13 protein-coding genes are annotated in these 16,442 nt (G+C 72.8%); 7 read left to right on the plus strand and 6 right to left on the minus strand.

Annotation, left to right across the window (positions count from 1 at the left end):
• Nucleotides 1–20: 20 nt before the first annotated feature.
• The 4 genes from ACIOC0_RS02525 to ACIOC0_RS02540 all read right to left on the minus strand — a co-directional run bounded on the left by ACIOC0_RS02525 (nt 21) and on the right by ACIOC0_RS02540 (nt 4,757).
• Complete coding sequence (locus ACIOC0_RS02525) at nt 21–2,459, minus strand: right-handed parallel beta-helix repeat-containing protein (protein ID WP_402153155.1); 2,439 nt, start codon at nt 2,457–2,459, stop codon at nt 21–23.
• A 156-nt stretch (nt 2,460–2,615) separates the two neighbouring features.
• Entirely contained in the window at nt 2,616–3,221 is a 606-nt protein-coding gene (locus ACIOC0_RS02530) for a hypothetical protein (protein ID WP_402151387.1), read from the minus strand.
• A gap of 178 nt (nt 3,222–3,399) precedes the next feature.
• Nucleotides 3,400–4,224 (minus strand): MOSC domain-containing protein, encoded by an 825-nt coding sequence (locus tag ACIOC0_RS02535; RefSeq protein ID WP_402151390.1) that lies wholly within the window; start codon nt 4,222–4,224, stop codon nt 3,400–3,402.
• A 95-nt stretch (nt 4,225–4,319) separates the two neighbouring features.
• On the minus strand, nt 4,320–4,757 hold the full coding sequence (locus tag ACIOC0_RS02540) for a DUF6643 family protein (RefSeq protein ID WP_402151392.1): 438 nt from the start codon (nt 4,755–4,757) through the stop codon (nt 4,320–4,322).
• A gap of 306 nt (nt 4,758–5,063) precedes the next feature.
• Between ACIOC0_RS02540 and ACIOC0_RS02545 the strand changes: the two genes are divergently transcribed.
• Nucleotides 5,064–6,395 (plus strand): TerD family protein, encoded by a 1,332-nt coding sequence (locus ACIOC0_RS02545; protein ID WP_402153157.1) that lies wholly within the window; start codon nt 5,064–5,066, stop codon nt 6,393–6,395.
• Between the two features lie 19 nt (nt 6,396–6,414).
• Here the strand turns inward: ACIOC0_RS02545 and ACIOC0_RS02550 are convergent, their stop codons facing one another.
• Nucleotides 6,415–7,632 (minus strand): glycosyltransferase, encoded by a 1,218-nt coding sequence (locus ACIOC0_RS02550; RefSeq protein ID WP_402151395.1) that lies wholly within the window; start codon nt 7,630–7,632, stop codon nt 6,415–6,417.
• A 16-nt stretch (nt 7,633–7,648) separates the two neighbouring features.
• Here ACIOC0_RS02550 and ACIOC0_RS02555 point away from each other — a divergent pair, with 16 nt between their 5' ends.
• The 6 genes from ACIOC0_RS02555 (at nt 7,649) to ACIOC0_RS02580 (ending at nt 14,276) form a co-directional block, all read left to right on the plus strand.
• The gene (locus ACIOC0_RS02555) at nt 7,649–8,434 is read left to right on the plus strand and encodes an aspartate/glutamate racemase family protein (RefSeq protein ID WP_351089019.1); all 786 of its coding nucleotides are present in this window, start codon (nt 7,649–7,651) and stop codon (nt 8,432–8,434) included.
• Nucleotides 8,435–8,536: 102 nt separating this feature from the next.
• On the plus strand, nt 8,537–9,085 hold the full coding sequence (locus tag ACIOC0_RS02560; protein WP_402151398.1) for a hypothetical protein: 549 nt from the start codon (nt 8,537–8,539) through the stop codon (nt 9,083–9,085).
• Nucleotides 9,086–9,155: 70 nt separating this feature from the next.
• The gene (gene lnt, locus ACIOC0_RS02565) at nt 9,156–10,763 is read left to right on the plus strand and encodes an apolipoprotein N-acyltransferase (protein ID WP_402151401.1); all 1,608 of its coding nucleotides are present in this window, start codon (nt 9,156–9,158) and stop codon (nt 10,761–10,763) included.
• A 67-nt stretch (nt 10,764–10,830) separates the two neighbouring features.
• Nucleotides 10,831–11,310: an NUDIX hydrolase gene (locus ACIOC0_RS02570; RefSeq protein ID WP_402151404.1), complete on the plus strand. Its 480-nt coding sequence runs from the start codon at nt 10,831–10,833 to the stop codon at nt 11,308–11,310.
• Between the two features lie 54 nt (nt 11,311–11,364).
• On the plus strand, nt 11,365–12,165 hold the full coding sequence (locus ACIOC0_RS02575) for a 3-hydroxybutyrate dehydrogenase (protein WP_402151407.1): 801 nt from the start codon (nt 11,365–11,367) through the stop codon (nt 12,163–12,165).
• Nucleotides 12,166–12,242: 77 nt separating this feature from the next.
• Nucleotides 12,243–14,276 carry a helix-turn-helix domain-containing protein gene (locus ACIOC0_RS02580; RefSeq protein ID WP_402151410.1) on the plus strand — a complete coding sequence of 678 codons (2,034 nt, stop codon included), beginning with the start codon at nt 12,243–12,245 and terminating at the stop codon, nt 14,274–14,276.
• 67 nt (nt 14,277–14,343) lie between these two features.
• Here the strand turns inward: ACIOC0_RS02580 and ACIOC0_RS02585 are convergent, their stop codons facing one another.
• On the minus strand, nt 14,344–15,735 hold the full coding sequence (locus ACIOC0_RS02585; RefSeq protein WP_402151412.1) for an MFS transporter: 1,392 nt from the start codon (nt 15,733–15,735) through the stop codon (nt 14,344–14,346).
• Between the last annotated feature and the right edge of the window lie 707 nt (nt 15,736–16,442).

A 16,442-nucleotide genomic window follows, 5' to 3' on the forward strand; every position in this document is an offset into this window, starting at 1 on the left:
CGACAGGACGCCGGGAGCTCCTACCGCGACTGCGGGAGGTCCTCCGCGTACAGCAGCGTCAGATCGTCCGTGCTCGGGTCCGGCACCTGGGCGACCCGGCTCGCGTGCCGCTCCACCAGCGCCTCGAACGTCTGGCGGGCCGTGCGTCCGTTGCCGAAGGCGGGACCCTTCGGGATCGCCGTGAAGTACGTCAGCAGCGCCTCGGCGGCACCCGGCGCGAGCCGGTACTCGTGCTCCTCGGCCTGCTGCTCCACGATCCGCAGCAGCTCCCCGGGACCGTAGTCGCCGAAGGTGATGGTCCGCGAGAAACGGGACGCGACACCGGGGTTGACCGACAGGAAGCGCTCCATCTCGGCCGTGTAGCCCGCGACGATCACCACCACGGCGTCGCGGTGGTCCTCCATCAGCTTCACCAGCGTGTCGATGGCCTCCTTGCCGAAGTCCCGCCCGGCGTCCTCGGGGGAGAGCGCGTACGCCTCGTCGATGAACAGCACGCCGCCGCGGGCCCGTTCGAACGCCTCCTGGGTGCGGATCGCGGTGGAGCCGATGTGCTCGCCGACCAGGTCGACGCGGGACACCTCGACGAGATGGCCCTTCTCCAGCACGTCCAGCGAGGCGAGGATCTCGCCGTACAGGCGGGCGACCGTGGTCTTCCCGGTGCCGGGGGAACCGGTGAACACCAGATGCCGCTTGACGGAGGCCGCCTTCAGCCCCGCCCGCTGCCGGCGCCGGCCGACCTCGATCATGTCGATCAGCGCCCGCACCTCGCGCTTGACGCTCTCCAGGCCCACCAGCGCGTCCAGTTCGCCGAGCACGTCCTTCGAGGTCCGCACGGTGTCCTCCGGCTCGACGGCGCCCGCAGCGGGGTGCGGATCGGCGGCACGCTGCTCGGGCATCGCACCGAGGAGACCCGAGCGGTCCGCCGTCTGGACGGCCGTCTCCCGCGCCGCCGACGGCGGGCGCAGGGCCGCGCTCTCGTCGCTCGTGCAGTCCTCCACCACGGGGCCCGCGCCGGACGCGGCGTCCGCGCCGCTGTCCGCGAACTCGAAGCCGCCGCGCGCGCAACGCTCGGTGCGGCACTTGCGCAGGGTGGTGCGGCAACCGTCTATCACATGGAAGCCGTAGCCCCCGCTGTCGGTGACGCGGCAGTTCAGGAAGCTGCCACGGCCCCCGGCCGACACATAGAACCCTGCCTCCGAGGGTGAGCCCACCACACAGCGCTCGACGACGGGGTCGGCGCCCTTGGTGACGATCACTCCGGTCTGGGTGCCCTCGACCGTGCAGCCGTTCAGGGTGCCGCCGCTGCCGTGGTCGCGGAACCAGGCGCCGGTCGCCGCGTCCCGGATCCGGCAGTCGTCGAGCTGGGCGGTGGCGCCGTCGCTCACCGACACCGCCGTGTTGCGCACCTGCGTCAGGTCGGTGTCGACGACGTCCGCGCGCGAGCCGCGGTCGAGGACGAACAGCGCGTCCGGCACGTCGTGGACCCGGCAGGAGTCCAGGACCACGGTGGCGCCGTCGCTGACCCAGACGGCCGGATAGTCGCCGGTGCTGTCGAAGATCTCGCACTGGTTGGCGTCCACCCGCGTGCCCGGGTCCCACACCGACAGCCCGTTGCGCCCGAACTGACGCACCGTCGTGCGCGTCAGCGTCAGCACGGACCGCGAACGCAGGTCGACAGCGTTCTCCGGGATCTCGTGGATCCGGCAGTCCGCCAGGGTCACCACGGCGTCCGTGTCGAGCGTGACGCCGTCGGCGGTCGTGCGGTGGACGTCGCAGTCGGTGAGGTGCGCGGTGGCGCGCGCGGTGATGTGCACGCCGCTGCCCCGGACCTCGTACACCTCGCAGCCGACCGCTTCCAGCGCGGAGTTCTCTCCGGTCGCGCTGAGCCCGGCGCCGGAGGTGCGGTGGACCCGGCAGCGCTCCAGCCGGGGGTGGCCGCCGCCGCGCACCGCGACGCCCGCCTGCCCGGCCGAGACCACCTCGCACTCCTCGAACACCCCGCCGCCGCCGTCGACCACGGCGATGCCGATGCCCGCCGGGTTGTCGACGGTGCACCGCCGGACCGTGGGGCGGGCACCGCCGCGCACCTCGACGCCGGCCGCGGACCGCGTGACGATCCGCAGGTCCAGCAGCTCGGGCGTGCCCTCCTCGACGAGCACGGCGGGCGCGGCCGCGTCCTGGCCCTCCACGTGCAGGTCCTGCACCACCGCCGAGGCGCGCACCGTCAGCGGCACCCCGTCCACGGGCGCGATCCGCACGGAACCGGAGGCGCCCTCGGGACCGCGCAGTGTCACCGCCCGCTGGACGACGAGGTTCTCCCGGTAGGTGCCGGGAGCGACGGTGAGCACGTCGCCCTCGGCCGCGGCCTCCAGGGCGGCGGCGAGCGATGCGTACTCACCCGTGCGGCGCCGCCACCTCGATGTGCCGGTGTGCGTCACCTGGACCGTGCCCTGTGCCATGGCGTTGCTGTGCCCCCACCTCGTGGTAGTCATGGCTCGTTCGCCGGCGGGCGGCATGCCCCTCCGGCTCCCTCGCGCGCGGGTTGATGCCGAGTGGCTCGGCCGGTCCACCGTAGCGTGCGCGGAGGCGCTCGGTTGACAAGTGAGGGAAGGCCGTCAGCTGCCGGTACCGGTCCGGCCCCAGTCCGGGCCCACGCGCTCCCATGCCTGGTCCCAACGCGCGTACCTGCGGCGGACCATGCGCCAGACGATCATTCTCCGTCCGCCCTCGACCAAGGCGGCGGCGGCGAAGGCCGCGCCGATTCCCGCGAGCACCGCGTGTGTCGTCGCCGTGGCGGAGTCCAGCGGACGGGCCACCAGCCGGCCGTGCACGTCGGTCCATATGGAGAACCGGTCGCCCCGATGGGGGGTCTGCAGACCGGACATGACGGCGCCGTGCGCGGCGGTGCCGTCCGGGGCTTTCCAGTCGGCGAACACACGGGTGCGCGTGTCGCGTCCGGTGCCGGTGTCAGGGTCGGCCTCGAACGGCGAACCGCCCAGCCTGCGCACCACGACGGCCGTCACCTCGTGGCGGGAGTCGCGCTGGTCGCGCACCGCCTGCTGCAACGCGCTCTGGGCGACCGCGCCGACGACCGCGCCCACGACGGGAGCGACGAGGAGCACCAGCAGCAGCGCCGACAGGGCGACCCAGGCTTCGACCAGGTCCGTCGTACGCCGCAGCGGATTGTGCCGCCAGCGCCAGATTCCACCGATCGCTCGCACGGTGCCCCACCCCCTTCCCGCTCCGTGATAACTCCTCGTGGAGCCGTTCACGCCCCCTTCGGGGCCAAGAGAGAGCGAAATCACCCGGAACCGGGACCTCTCATGAACTGCTCACGAAAGACACAACGGACCGGGGGTGCGCGGAGGTTCCCCCCGCAAGGGCGGTCTTCGGCCGCCGCTAGCCGGTGACGCGGACGGGGTCGCCGACCCGGATCGTGCCGCCCGACACCGGCACCAGGTTCTGACCGAACATCAGCTTGCCGTCGATGCGGCGGTGCCGGCCCAGGCTGTGCAGGGGCTCCTTGCCCCGGTCGGAGGTGCTCTGGTCGGTCGTGGTCACCACGCACCGGCCGCACATCTTGGCCACCCGGAAGTCGACCTCGCCGACGGAGACCCGCGACCAGCCGTCCTCGGCCCATGGCTCGGTGCCCGCCACGACCAGGTTGGGCCGGAAGCGGTCCATCGGCAACGGCCCCTCAGCCGCGTGCTCGCCCGCGGCGATCAGCGCGTTGAGGGCGTCGAGGGACGCGTCGGCGGTGACCAGCAGCGGATAGCCGTCGGCGAAGGAGACGGTCTCGCCGGGCAGCGCGTGCTCCGGATCCACCGGGCGGCGTGTCGCGGGGTCGTCCATGTGCACCAGGCGCACGTCGGCGCCCAGGTACGCGCTGCACCAGGCGTGAGCGGCCTCTTCGGCGACGACGGCCTCCACCTTGTCGCTGAAGATCTCCATGGAGACCGTCGCCAGCGGCTCGGGCACCTCGACGGTCAGCGGCTCGAGGCCGGGCGCGGACAGCCGCAGGCCGCCACCGGGCAACAGCTCGGCGGCGGCCTGCGCGAGGCGCGGCTGCTGGCGTTGCGTGACGACCTTTCCCCCGTCGTCGATCAGCGCCCAGCGTCGGTCTCCGGCCAGCCCCCAGGGCTCCACGACGGCCTCCCGGAGCGACACGCTCCGGAACGCCTTGACCGGATGGATGTGAATCGACAGCAGTTCCGCGTTCCCCATGCGCTCATCCTGCCAGGTGACGCCGGCGCCGGGTGAGGTGAGAGGCGCATGACGCATATGCCGGTGAGGACGAGTTCAGGCGGACGCGGATCGGCTCAGTAGCCGCGGTACTGCTGCTGGTTGTTGTACGGATCCTGGTACTGCTGCGCCGCGGGCCGGGGAGCCGCGGGGCGCATCGCCTCGTAACCCGCGACGGGGCCGGCCGGACGCGGCTGCTGCTGCGCCTGCGGGCCGGGATAGCCGCGCGGGGCGGAGGCCTGCTGCGGGATGTAGGCCGCGGGCGCCTGCTGCAGCGGGGCGGGCTGCTGCATCTGCGGGTAGCCGTAGGACGGCTGCGACGGGGCCGACGGGAGGGCGGGCAGCGCCGACGGCAGTGCGGGCAGGCTGCTGCCGCTCATGTCGTACGCGGCGGGGACCCGGATCGGGGCGATCTGCGGGGTGCCCCGCTCGGCCACGAGCGAGTCATAGATCGGGGTGTCCGGGAAGGAGGCGGAGTAGTAGCCGCCGCCATAGGTGGAGCGGGGGGAGGTCATGGCACATAAGTTAAGCCCACGATGTGCTGGTTGGGGAGACCGATAAGAGGGTTGTTTTCCGTGTCGGGGGTACCTCCGGCTCCCCAATGCGAGCGAAGTCGGTGAAAAGGGGCGGCAAACGCCGCGTGAATCGTGTAAAGGCCGAGATCCGGGGCGGTTACCCCCGGTCGGGCGGGGTCTGTTCACGCGCCGTGGAGGGGAGTTCACTGACGGGACGAATAAGTTGACTCGACAAGCAAGCCGGCGGGCGCCCGAGCGGTGTGCCGGGCCGGCCCGGTCACAGGTGATGGGGGAGCGGACATGTCCATGGCGAAGGGTTCCAACACTCCCGTGCCCACGGCGGCGCTGAGAGTGGAGGTCGGCTGGCGGTCCGGGCCCGGGGTGCCCGACGCCGACGCATCGGCGCTGCTGCTGGTCGGCGGAAAGGTGCGCTCCGACAGCGACTTCGTGTTCTACAACCAGCCCACGCACTCCTCGGGAGCGGTCCGCCACGAGGGCAAGCGCGACGCCGGGGGCCAGGTCACCGACACACTGCTCGTCGACCTCGCGCGCGTGGAGCCCGCGGTCGAGACCGTCGTCCTGGCCGCCTCGGCCGACGGCGGCGCGTTCGGGCAGGTGCCCGGCCTCTACGTCGAGGTGCGCGACGCCGGGAACACCGTCGTCGCCCGCTTCGACAGCACGGGAGCGACCGTCGAGACGGCGTTCGTCCTCGGGGAGTTCTACCGACGCCAGGGCGCCTGGAAGTTCCGCGCCGTCGGACAGGGCTACGGCAGCGGACTGGAGGGCCTGGCCACCGACTTCGGCATCGCCGTCGACGAACCGCAGCACACGCCGGCGCCCCCGGTGCGTCAACCCGCCCACCCCGCGCCCCCGTCGACGCCCCAGGCCGCCCCCGCACCGCCGCCCCCGCCGACGCCGCCCGCCTTCCCCGCGACCGTGCCCCCGTCCGGCCACCGGACCCCGCCTGCGCCGCCGCCCGCACCGCCCGCCGCCCCGCCGGTCCGCCTGACCAAGGTGACGCTCACCAAGAGCGCTCCCTCGGTGTCGCTGACCAAGCAGGGCGGAACCTCGGGCGCCATGCGCGTGAACCTCAAGTGGGAGGTGCGCAAGCAGTTCTCCGGGTGGGGAAGCAAACGCGGACGCGCCGTCGCGCTCCACAACGACCTCGACCTCGACCTGTGCGCCCTGTTCGAACTCGCCGACGGCCGCAAGGGAGTCGTCCAGGCCCTCGGGAACGCCTTCGGCGCCCTGCACCAGCCGCCGTACATCCACCTGGACGGCGACGACCGCACCGGTGCGGTGGCGAGCGGCGAGAACCTCACCATCAACCTCGACCACCGCGACGACTTCAAGCGCATCCTCGTCTTCGTCACCATCTACGAGGGCGCCCGCTCCTTCGCCGACCTGCACGCCACTGTCACCCTTCACCCACAGCACGGCGCCCCGATCGACTTCTCGCTGGACGAGTGCACCGTCCCCTCCACCGTGTGCGCGCTCGCGCTCATCACCCACACCGGCGGCGACCTCGTCGTCCAGCGCGAAGCCCGCTACCTGGTGCCGCAGCGCGGGGTGAGCCCCCAGCGCACGGTCGACCACGCCTACGGCTGGGGCATGAACTGGACCCCCGGCCGCAAGTAGACGCCGACCCGCGCAGGCCCTAACCCTCGTCGGGCAGCGGGCCCGGGCGGGCGTAGGTGCGGCCCTTCCAGGCCGCACCGCGCCCGCGGTGGTGCCGCGCCGCGGACTCCACCGTCATCAGCAGATACAGCGCGGCGGTGAACGGCAGCAGCGGAGCCGGCCACAGCGGCAGGCGGTAGTAGCGCAGCATCGGCGCGTACGTCCCCGCCATCACCAGCCACGCGAGCGCGCCGCACACCGCCGCGGCCGGGAGGCCGAGCACCAGCCCTGCCGCGACGGCGAGCGGCGGCACCAGGTACACCAGGGCCAGACCCAGCACCGTGCCCGCCAGCAGCGGCGGACTGTGGCGCAGTTGCGCGTAGGCGCTGCGCGACACCATCCGCCACAGGTCGCGCAGCCCCGGGTACGGGCGCACGCTGTCCACCTTGTCGGCGAGCCCGAGCCAGATGTGCCCGCCCGAGCTCTTCACGGCGCGCGCGAGGGCCACGTCGTCGATGACCGCGTGCCGGACGGCGTCCGGGACCCGGGCCCGCTGTGCCGCATCGGTGCGCAGCAGGACGCAGCCGCCCGCCGCGGCCGCCGTCCGCGCCCCGCGCCGGCCGACCCTGCGGAACGGGTACAGCTGCGCGAAGAAGTAGACGAACGCCGGCACGACCAGCCGCTCCCAACGGCTCTCCACCCGCAGCCTCGCCATCTGGGAGACGAGGTCGAAGCCGCCCGCACGTGCCGCCGCCACCAGCTCGCGCAGACTGTCGGGCGCGTGCGCGATGTCGGCGTCCGTCAGCAGGAGGTACTCGGGCCCACGCGCGCGTGCGAGATCGATGCCGTGGCGCACGGCCCACAGCTTGCCGGTCCAGCCGGCCGGCGGCTCACCCGGCGAGCACACCGTCAGCGGCAGCCCGCCGTGCCGCCGTGCCAGTTCACGCGCCAGCTCCCCGGTGCCGTCCGAACTGCCGTCGTCGACGAGGAAGACCTCCGCACGGCCGGGATAGTCCTGCGCCAACAGGGACGGCAGGCTCGCGGGCAGCACCGCCGCCTCGTCGCGGGCCGGGACGACGACGCCCACGTCCGGCCAGTCCGCGGGCGTCTCGCGCGGGGGCAGCCGGATGTCCGTACGCCAGAAGAAGCCCTGGCAGCAGAGCAGCCACAGCCAGACGAGCAGGGAGACGGACGCGATCCACACGATGGCGCTCACGGCCGCAGTCTGCCCCACCGCAGGGAGGCCGCAAGAGCGCATCGTCTATGGTGACCGGGTGAAGATCGCGCTCATGGACTCCGGAATCGGGCTGTTGGCGGCCACCGCCGCGGTACGGCGCCTGCGACCCGACGCCGATCTCGTGCTCTCCCTGGACCCTGAAGGCATGCCCTGGGGACCGCGCACGCCCGAGGACCTCACCGCGCGCGCGGTGGCCGTCGCGGAGGCCGCCGCGGCCCGCCGGCCCGACGCGCTCATCGTCGGCTGCAACACGGCGACCGTGCACGCCCTGCCCGCCCTGCGGGCCCGTCTCGAACCGGAGATCCCGGTGATCGGCACGGTCCCCGCGATCAAGCCGGCCGCGGCCGGCGGCGGTCCCGTCGCCATCTGGGCCACGCCCGCCACGACCGGCAGCCCCTATCAGCGCAACCTCATCCGGGACTTCGCCGACGGCGTGCCCGTCGCCGAGGTGCCCTGCTGGGGCCTGGCCGAGGCCGTCGAGCAGGCGGACGAGACGGCGATCGGCGCCGCCGTCGCCGCGGCCGCCGCGCTGACGCCCGAGGACGTCACGACCGTGGTCCTGGGCTGCACCCACTACGAACTGGTCGCCGAACGCATTCGCGCCGCCGTGCAGCGCCCCGGCCGCCCGCCGCTCGTCCTGCACGGCTCGGCCGGTGCTGTGGCCGCGCAGGCCCTGCGCCGCGTGGGCGCCGGCCTGCACCCCGAGAGCGAGACCCTCGGCACGGTGACGGTCCTGCTCAGCGGCCAGGAGGGCACGCTTCCCGCGCCCGCGCTGGCCTACGCCGAGGGCCGGCTCCTGCAGGAGGTCAGCCCCGCGCGCTGACGGCGGCTCGCGGTTCGCTCCGCGGGTCGGTCCGTCCCGGCCGGCGCAGTGACCCTGCGCTACGGAGTACCGGCGGAGCGAAACCTGAGTAACCTCGTCCTTATGAGGGACCACCCCCAGGACGAGAAGGCCCCGCATGCCCCTGTCTGGCACGGGCGGGCCACCAACCGTTTCCAGTGGCTGCTCGCGCTCACCGGGGCCGCCTGTATGGCACTCGGCATCGAACTGGCGATCGACTCCGCGTGGACCTCAGGGGCCGCGCCGCTCGTCATGTCCGTCGTCGGCTGCATCGCCGCCGGGCTCCTGGTCCTCTTCGGGACCCTGGCGTTCGTCCACGTCGACCTGAAGCTCGACAAGGAGTCCTTGGAAGTGCGCTGCGGTCACATCGGGCTGCCGCGTCGCCGTATCCCGCTGTCCCACGTCGCCGCAGCGGATTTCGAGCCGCACGTCACCCCGCGCCAATGGGGCGGCTGGGGCTACCGCTGGCGTCCGGAGAAGGGCACCGCCGTCGTCGTACGCCGCGGGGAGGGCGTGGTGCTCCGACTGTGGGACGGACACACCTTCACCATCACCGTGGACGACGCCGAATCCGCCGTCCAGGCGATCAGGGCCCGGCTGCGGCAGGGCAGCACGCCGGGGGCGGCGCACTGACGTCAGGTGTGCGCTGCGCTGCCGTGGACCGTGCTGTCGGCCAAAAGCTCACTCGCCGTAGACTCCCGGAGTGACCGTCACCGCAACTTCCGTGGGCCGACCGGACCAGGTGGAGCCCGCGACCGCGCCGCCGCTCCGTGCTCGGCTCCTGCGCCTCGTCCCCGCCGTCGTAGCGGCGCTCTCCGGCGTCCTGCTCTACGTCAGCTTCCCGCCCCGCACCCTGTGGTGGCTGGCCCTGCCGGCCTTCGCCGGGTTCGGCTGGGCGGTGCGCGGGCGCCGCTGGAAGGCGGCCCTCGGCCTCGGCTACCTTTTCGGCCTCGGCTTCCTGCTGCCGCTGCTGGTGTGGACGGGCGTCGAGGTCGGCCCCGGGCCCTGGCTCGCCCTGGTCGTCATCGAGGCGGTCTTCGTCGCGCTGACCGGCGTCGGGATCGCCGCCGTGTCCAAGCTTCCGGCCTGGCCCGTGTGGGCGGCGGCGGTGTGGATCGCCGGCGAGGCGGCACGCGCGCGTGTGCCCTTCCGCGGCTTCCCCTGGGGCAAGATCGCGTTCGGCCAGGCGGACGGCGTCTTCCTCCCGCTGGCGGCGGTCGGCGGCACCCCGGTGCTCGGCTTCGCCGTCGTCCTGTGCGGCTTCGGGCTGTACGAAGCGGTCCGCGTGGGTCTCGAACGGCGCCGCACGCGCGAGGTGCGCCGAGCCGCGGCCGCCGTGGCCCTGCTCAGCCTGGCCTTGCCGGTGGTGGCGGCCGTGGCAGCCCGCCCGCTGCTCAGCGACACCGCTCAGGACGGCACCGCCACGGTCGCCGTCATCCAGGGCAACGTCCCCCGCCTCGGTCTGGAGTTCAACGCCCAGCGGCGGGCCGTGCTCGACCACCACGCGCGCGAGACGGAGCGGCTGGCCGCCGAGATCAGGGCCGGCAAGGCGCCCCGGCCGGACTTCGTACTGTGGCCGGAGAACTCCTCCGACATCGACCCCTTCGCCAACGCGGACGCCGCCGCTGTCATCGAGCGGGCGGCGAAGGCGATCGACGCGCCCATCTCGGTCGGCGGGGTCGTCGAACGCGACGGCAAGCTCTACAACGAGCAGATCCTCTGGGACCCGGTGAAGGGCCCCACGCAGACGTACGACAAGCGGCAGATCCAGCCGTTCGGCGAGTACCTGCCGCTGCGGTCGCTGATCGGGGCGATCAACGGCGAATGGACGTCGATGGTCCGCCGGGACTTCAGCCGGGGGACCCGGCCGGGCGTGTTCGACATGGGCGAGGCCAAGGTGGGCCTGGTCACCTGCTACGAGGCCGCCTTCGACTGGGCCGTGCGCTCCGAGGTCGCCGACGGCGCCCAGCTGATCTCGGTCCCCAGCAACAACGCCACCTTCGACCGCAGCGAGATGACCTACCAGCAGCTCGCCATGTCCCGGGTGCGCGCCGTCGAGCACAGCAGGACCGTCACCGTGCCGGTGACCAGCGGCGTCAGTGCGATCATCATGCCGGACGGGACGATCACCCAGAAGACCGGCATGTTCGTGGCCGACTCCCTGGTGCAGAAGGTGCCGCTGCGCACCTCCGAGACGCCGGCGACGCGGCTGGGCGTCCTCCCGGAGATCGCCCTGGTGCTTGTCGCGGCGGGCGGCCTGGCCTGGGCGATCGGCGCCGCGGTGCGCGGGCGGCGCGCCGGTGGCGTGTAGCCGTACGCCGGTCGCCCGCTCCCCTGAGCGGCCGGGCGGTGTCACGGCCGCCCGTTAGGGTCGGGCCATGGCTACTCCTGACTTCATCCGTACGCTCCGGGCGTCCGCCGGGAACCAACTGCTGTGGCTTCCCGGCGTCACGGCGGTCGTCTTCGACGACGAGGGACGCGTGCTGCTCGGCCGCCGCTCCGACACCCTCAAGTGGGCGGTGATCGGCGGCATCCCCGACCCGGGGGAGCAGCCCGCGGTCTGCGCTGTGCGGGAGGTCCGGGAGGAGACCGCGGTGGACTGCGTAGTCGAGCGGGTCGTCCTCGTCCAGGCGCAGGAGCCGGTCACGTACGCCAACGGCGACGTCTGCCAGTACATGGACATCACGTTCCGCTGCCGTGCGGTGGGCGGCGAGGCCCGCGTCAACGACGACGAGTCGCTGGAGGTGGGATGGTTCGCGGTGGACGCCCTGCCGGAGCTGAACCAGTTCGCCCTGCTGCGGATCAAGCAGGCGCTGACCGACGCACCTACATGGTTCGACACCATGGGTTCTCAGTGAAGTATGGCTTCTGACCATATGGGGCGGGGGAGGGGCGCTCCCTAGGGTCAGGGCATGACCGCTCGCAGCGCCCCTCCGGCCCTCCAAGCCACCCCGCTCGACCTCGGCGGTCGCACCGCCCTCGTCACCGGCGCCGCCGGCGGCATCGGCCGTGCCTGTGCGCTCCGCCTCGCGGCCGCCGGGGCCGAGGTGCGGGCGGTCGACCTGGACGCCGCCGGCCTGAAGGACCTCGTAGGCAGCGCCGACGGCCTGCCCGGCGCGGTGGAACCCCACGTCCTGGACCTCACCGACCTCGACGCGGCCGAACGGGCCGCCGCCGGAACCGACGTCCTGGTCAACAACGCCGGACTTCAGCTGGTGCGGCCGCTGGAGGAGTTCCCGCCCGACGTCTTCCACACGGTGCTCACCGTGATGCTGGAGGCGCCGTTCCGCCTCATCCGCGGCGCGCTGCCCCACATGTACGGGCAGGGCTGGGGGCGCATCGTCAACGTCTCCTCGGTCCACGGGCTGCGCGCCTCCGCCTACAAGTCGGCCTATGTCGCGGCCAAGCACGGACTGGAGGGACTGTCCAAGACGGCCGCCCTCGAAGGCGCGCCCCACGGGGTCACCTCCAACTGCGTGAACCCGGCCTACGTGCGCACCCCGCTGGTGGAGAAGCAGCTCGCCGACCAGGCGCGCACCCACGGACTGCCCGAGGAGCGCGTGCTCGCGGAGGTGCTGCTGCGGGACAGCGCCGTCAAACGGCTCATCGAACCGGAGGAGGTCGCCGAGGCCGTCGCCTACCTGTGCGGCCCCCGGGCGTCCTTCATGACCGGCGCGTCCGTCGTCCTCGACGGCGGCTGGACCGCGCACTGAGCGAGCCGACCGCGAGCGGATCCCGAAGTTGTCCACAGGCATGACGAGCCGGCCCGTTCATGAGCAATCCTGTGCACATGTCCCGCGATCACGTGGAGCCGATCGAGCGCTCCGTCACCGACGCCGAGCCGGCCGTCGACGCCGAGTCGGCGACCGGCGCCGAGCCGGAAGCTGCCGCGCCCGGCATCTCCGGCGCCGCCGCACCGGCTTCCGGCGCCCCCGGCGCAGCCGAGTGCGTCGAGGCGCCGTTCCTCGAACTGCTCGCCCGGGGCGCGGCCGTCGAGGCGTACGAGCGGCCGGTGCTCCTGGCGCGCGCCGAGGGACACCCCGCCGACCGGATCGCGGCCCTCGAACACGCCAAGCTGCTCGCGCTGCGGGTGCGTGCCGAGCTGGAGGGCCGCCGCCGGCGGGAGGCCGAACTGTCGGCGCTGTTCGAGACCGCCCACGACCTGGCCGGCCTGCGCGACGTCGACGCCGTCCTCCAGGCGATCGTGCAACGGGCCCGCTCGCTGCTGGGCACGGACGTCGCCTACCTCAGCCTCAACGACCCCGCGCGCGGCGACACCTACATGAGGGTCACCGAGGGCTCCGTGGCCGCCCGCTTCCAGCAACTGCGCCTCGGCATGGGCGAGGGGCTCGGCGGCCTCGTGGCCCAGACGGCCCGCCCCTATGTCACCGACGACTACTTCCGGGACGACCGCTTCCGGCACACCACGACCATCGACGCCGGCGTGCACGACGAGGGCCTGGTCGCCATCCTCGGCGTGCCGCTGACCCTCGGCGCGAACGTCATCGGGGTGCTGTTCGCCGCCGACCGGCGCGCGCGGGTCTTCGAACGGGAGCAGATCGCCCTGCTCGGCTCCTTCGCCGCACTCGCCGTCGCCGCACTGGACACCGCCAACCTGCTCACCGAGACCCGCTCCGCCCTGGCCCGGCTGGAGCGGGCCAACGAGATCATCCAGGACCGCAGCGCGGTCATCGAGCGTGCCTCCGACGTCCACGACCGGCTCGCCGAACTCGTGCTGCGCGGTGGCGGCGTCCATGACGTGGCCGCTGCCGTCTCGCAAGTCCTGCACGGGGAAGTCGAGTTCATCGAATCCGCGCCCGCTGCGGCCGTGGAGGCGTCCCGCACCGAAGGACACGCCGTGCGGCACGAGGACGACTGGATCGCGGCCGTCGCCGCGGGTGGCGAACTGCTCGGTGCGCTCGTCCTGCGCGGCCATCCCGGACTCGACCCCGTCGACCAGCGCACCCTGGAACGCGCCGCGATGGTCACGTCACTGTTGCTGCTCGCCCGGCGCTCCGCCGCCGAGGCGGAACAACGCGTCCGGGGCGAACTGCTGGACGACCTGCTCGACGCCCGCGACCGCGATCCCCGCCTGCTGCGCGACCGCGCCGCCCGGCTGCGCGCCGACCTCGACGCCACCCATGTCGTGCTCGCGGCGCGCCTGGACGCCGCCGCGCCCGACGCCGACCAGGAGGCGGCCGCCCGCCGCCGCCTGTGGTCCGCCGCCTCCCACCTCGCCGCCACCCGACAGGGCCTGGCCGCCGCCCGCGACGGAGGCACCGTCCTGCTGCTGCCCCTGGAACCGGGCGACACCGCGACCGAGCTGGCCCGTCGCACCGCGCGGCACCTCGGCACCGCCGTCCACGAAGCGGTCACCGTCGGCGCCTCCGCACCCGTGCGCGACCTCACCGCCCATCCGGACGCCGTCGTCGCCGGGTACGAGGAGAGCCGCCGCTGCCTTCAGGCGCTGCGCCTGCTGGGCCGCTCGGGAGACGGGGCGGCCGCCGAGGACTTCGGCTTCCTGGGGCTGCTGCTCGCCGGCGACCGGGATGTGACGGGCTTCGTCGACCGCACCATCGGCAAGGTCGTCGGCTACGACGAACGGCGCGGCACCGACCTCGTCCGCACCCTCGACGCCTACTTCGCCTGCGGCATGAGCCCGGCCCGCACCAAGGACCGGCTCCACGTCCACGTCAACACGGTGGCCCAGCGCCTGGAACGCGTGGGCCGGCTCCTGGGAGACGACTGGCAGAGCCCGGCTCGCACCCTGGAGATACAACTGGCCCTCAGACTGCACGCGTTGGCAAACCCCGCACGCCGCTGACCCCCGTGCGCGCGGGCGGCGCACGGAGGTCGTCAGGGTGAGGGGAGCCGCGTCGCCGGCTCCACGCTCAGACGGCGCGGACGTCCGCTGCGGGAGCCTCCTCGCTCTCCTCCGCGCCGGCGGAGGGACCGGCGTCGGCCAGGTCGCGGTGCCGGGTCTCCTTGGCCGAGGCCACGGCGACCACGGTCAGCAGGACCGCCGCGATCACATACAGGGCGATCGGGGTGGAGCTGTCGTAGTCGGCCAGCAGCGCGGTGGCGATCAGAGGCGCCGGCGCGCCGGCGGCCACGGAGGCGAACTGGGCGCCGATGGAAGCCCCGGAGTAGCGCATCCGGGTTGCGAACATCTCCGAGAAGAAGGCGGCCTGGGGCGCGTACATGGCCCCGTGCAGCACCAGACCGACGGTCACGGCGAGGACGAGGCTGCTGAGGCGGCCCGTGTCGACGAGCGTGAAGAAGGGGAACATCCACAGTCCGACACCCACCGCGCCGACCAGGTACACAGGACGCCGCCCGATCCGGTCCGACAGCGCGCCCCAGGCCGGGATCACCGCGAAGTGCACGGCGGAGGCGATGAGGACGGCGTTCAGGGCGGTCTGCTTGGAGACGCCGGCCGAGGTCGTCGCGTACACGAGGATGAACGCGGTGATGACGTAGTAGGAGATGTTCTCCGCCATGCGCGCGCCCATTGCCACCAGCACGTCACGCCAGTGGTGACGCAGCACCGACACGAGCGGCAGCTTCTCGGCGTCGGCCGCCCCCTGCGTGGCCTTGCGGGCCTCGGCCTGTTCCAACGCCTGCCGGAAGACGGGCGATTCGTCGACGGACAGACGGATCCACAGTCCGACGATCACCAGTACACCGGAGAGCAGGAACGGGATCCGCCAGCCCCAGCTGACGAAGGCGGTGTCCGACAGCACGGCGGTGAGCAGGGACAGCACGCCGGTCGCGAGCAGCTGCCCCGCCGGCGCACCGGTCTGCGGCCAGGAAGCCCAGTACCCGCGCCGCCGCGCGTCGCCGTGCTCCGACACCAGCAGCACGGCCCCGCCCCACTCACCGCCGAGCGCGAAGCCCTGCACCAGTCGCAGCAGGGTCAGCAGCACCGGCGCGGCGGTCCCGACGTCGGCGTGGGTGGGCAGCAGGCCGATCGCGAAGGTCGCCCCGCCCATCAGCAGCAGACTCAGCACCAGCAGCTTCTTGCGCCCGAGCCGGTCCCCGAAGTGCCCGAACACCAACGCCCCGAGCGGCCGCGCCGCGAACCCGACGGCGTAGGTGAGGAAGGAGAGCAGCGTGCCGACGAGCGGATCGGAGTCCGGAAAGAACAGCTTGTTGAAGACGAGCGCGGCTGCGGAACCGTACAGGAAGAAGTCGTACCACTCGATGGTGGTCCCTATGAGGCTGGCGGCGACGATTCTGGGGAGGCTGGCGGGGGGTGGGGGAGCGGTGGTTCCGGAGGCCATGTGCGCCACTTCCTCGTGTGCGGTGGGGACGGGTACGTGTCGGCACACGGTAGGAAGATGCAGGTCAGGGGCACATGTGGTGGGGCACCATAGTTCGGTGGGCGGCTATGCGTGCGGCCACCATGCCGGGGCGCAGGAGGGCTACTCGGGGGCTTGCGAGTGGTCGATACCAGCGCTGTCCGGTGCGCGTAGTTGGGGGTGATTTGACGCTGCGGTGCTGACTCCCGTGCTGGTTCGGTGCTGACTGAAAGCCCACGTCATCACCCGTCTTCAACCCTCCCGTGCTGACTTGGTGCTGACTACGCTGCGTTGAACTCGGACATCTGGGCTCGATCCGCTCAGAGGCGTCACCTGTGTGATTGGGCTGGGAGACCGTGCCCGTCGCGCCGCTCAGTCCACTGGGCACTGGCATGGCACTGCGGCGGTCCCGATGCTCGTTCGTCCCAGCAGGTTCTTCGTCTGCTGGTGGTACACGGCTTGCATGGCGCTGACCAGCGCGAATGTGACGGCCGATGTGGATCTGGCGGTCTCTGGCCCGCATATGGTCCGGATCTTGGTTGTGGGTTGAGCGAGATCTCGACTGGGTTGGGTAGGGCCAACGGCACTGTTCGCAGTCTCAGAGTCCGGAGGGTTTGGCGAGGCGATTTCTGATGGGCCGGCTCCGCTCATACCGTGGCCGTTGACACCCGGCGAGGGGAGCTGCGAGC

The organism is Streptomyces sp. NPDC088254, assembly GCF_044740925.1.
Taxonomy (GTDB): domain Bacteria; phylum Actinomycetota; class Actinomycetes; order Streptomycetales; family Streptomycetaceae; genus Streptomyces.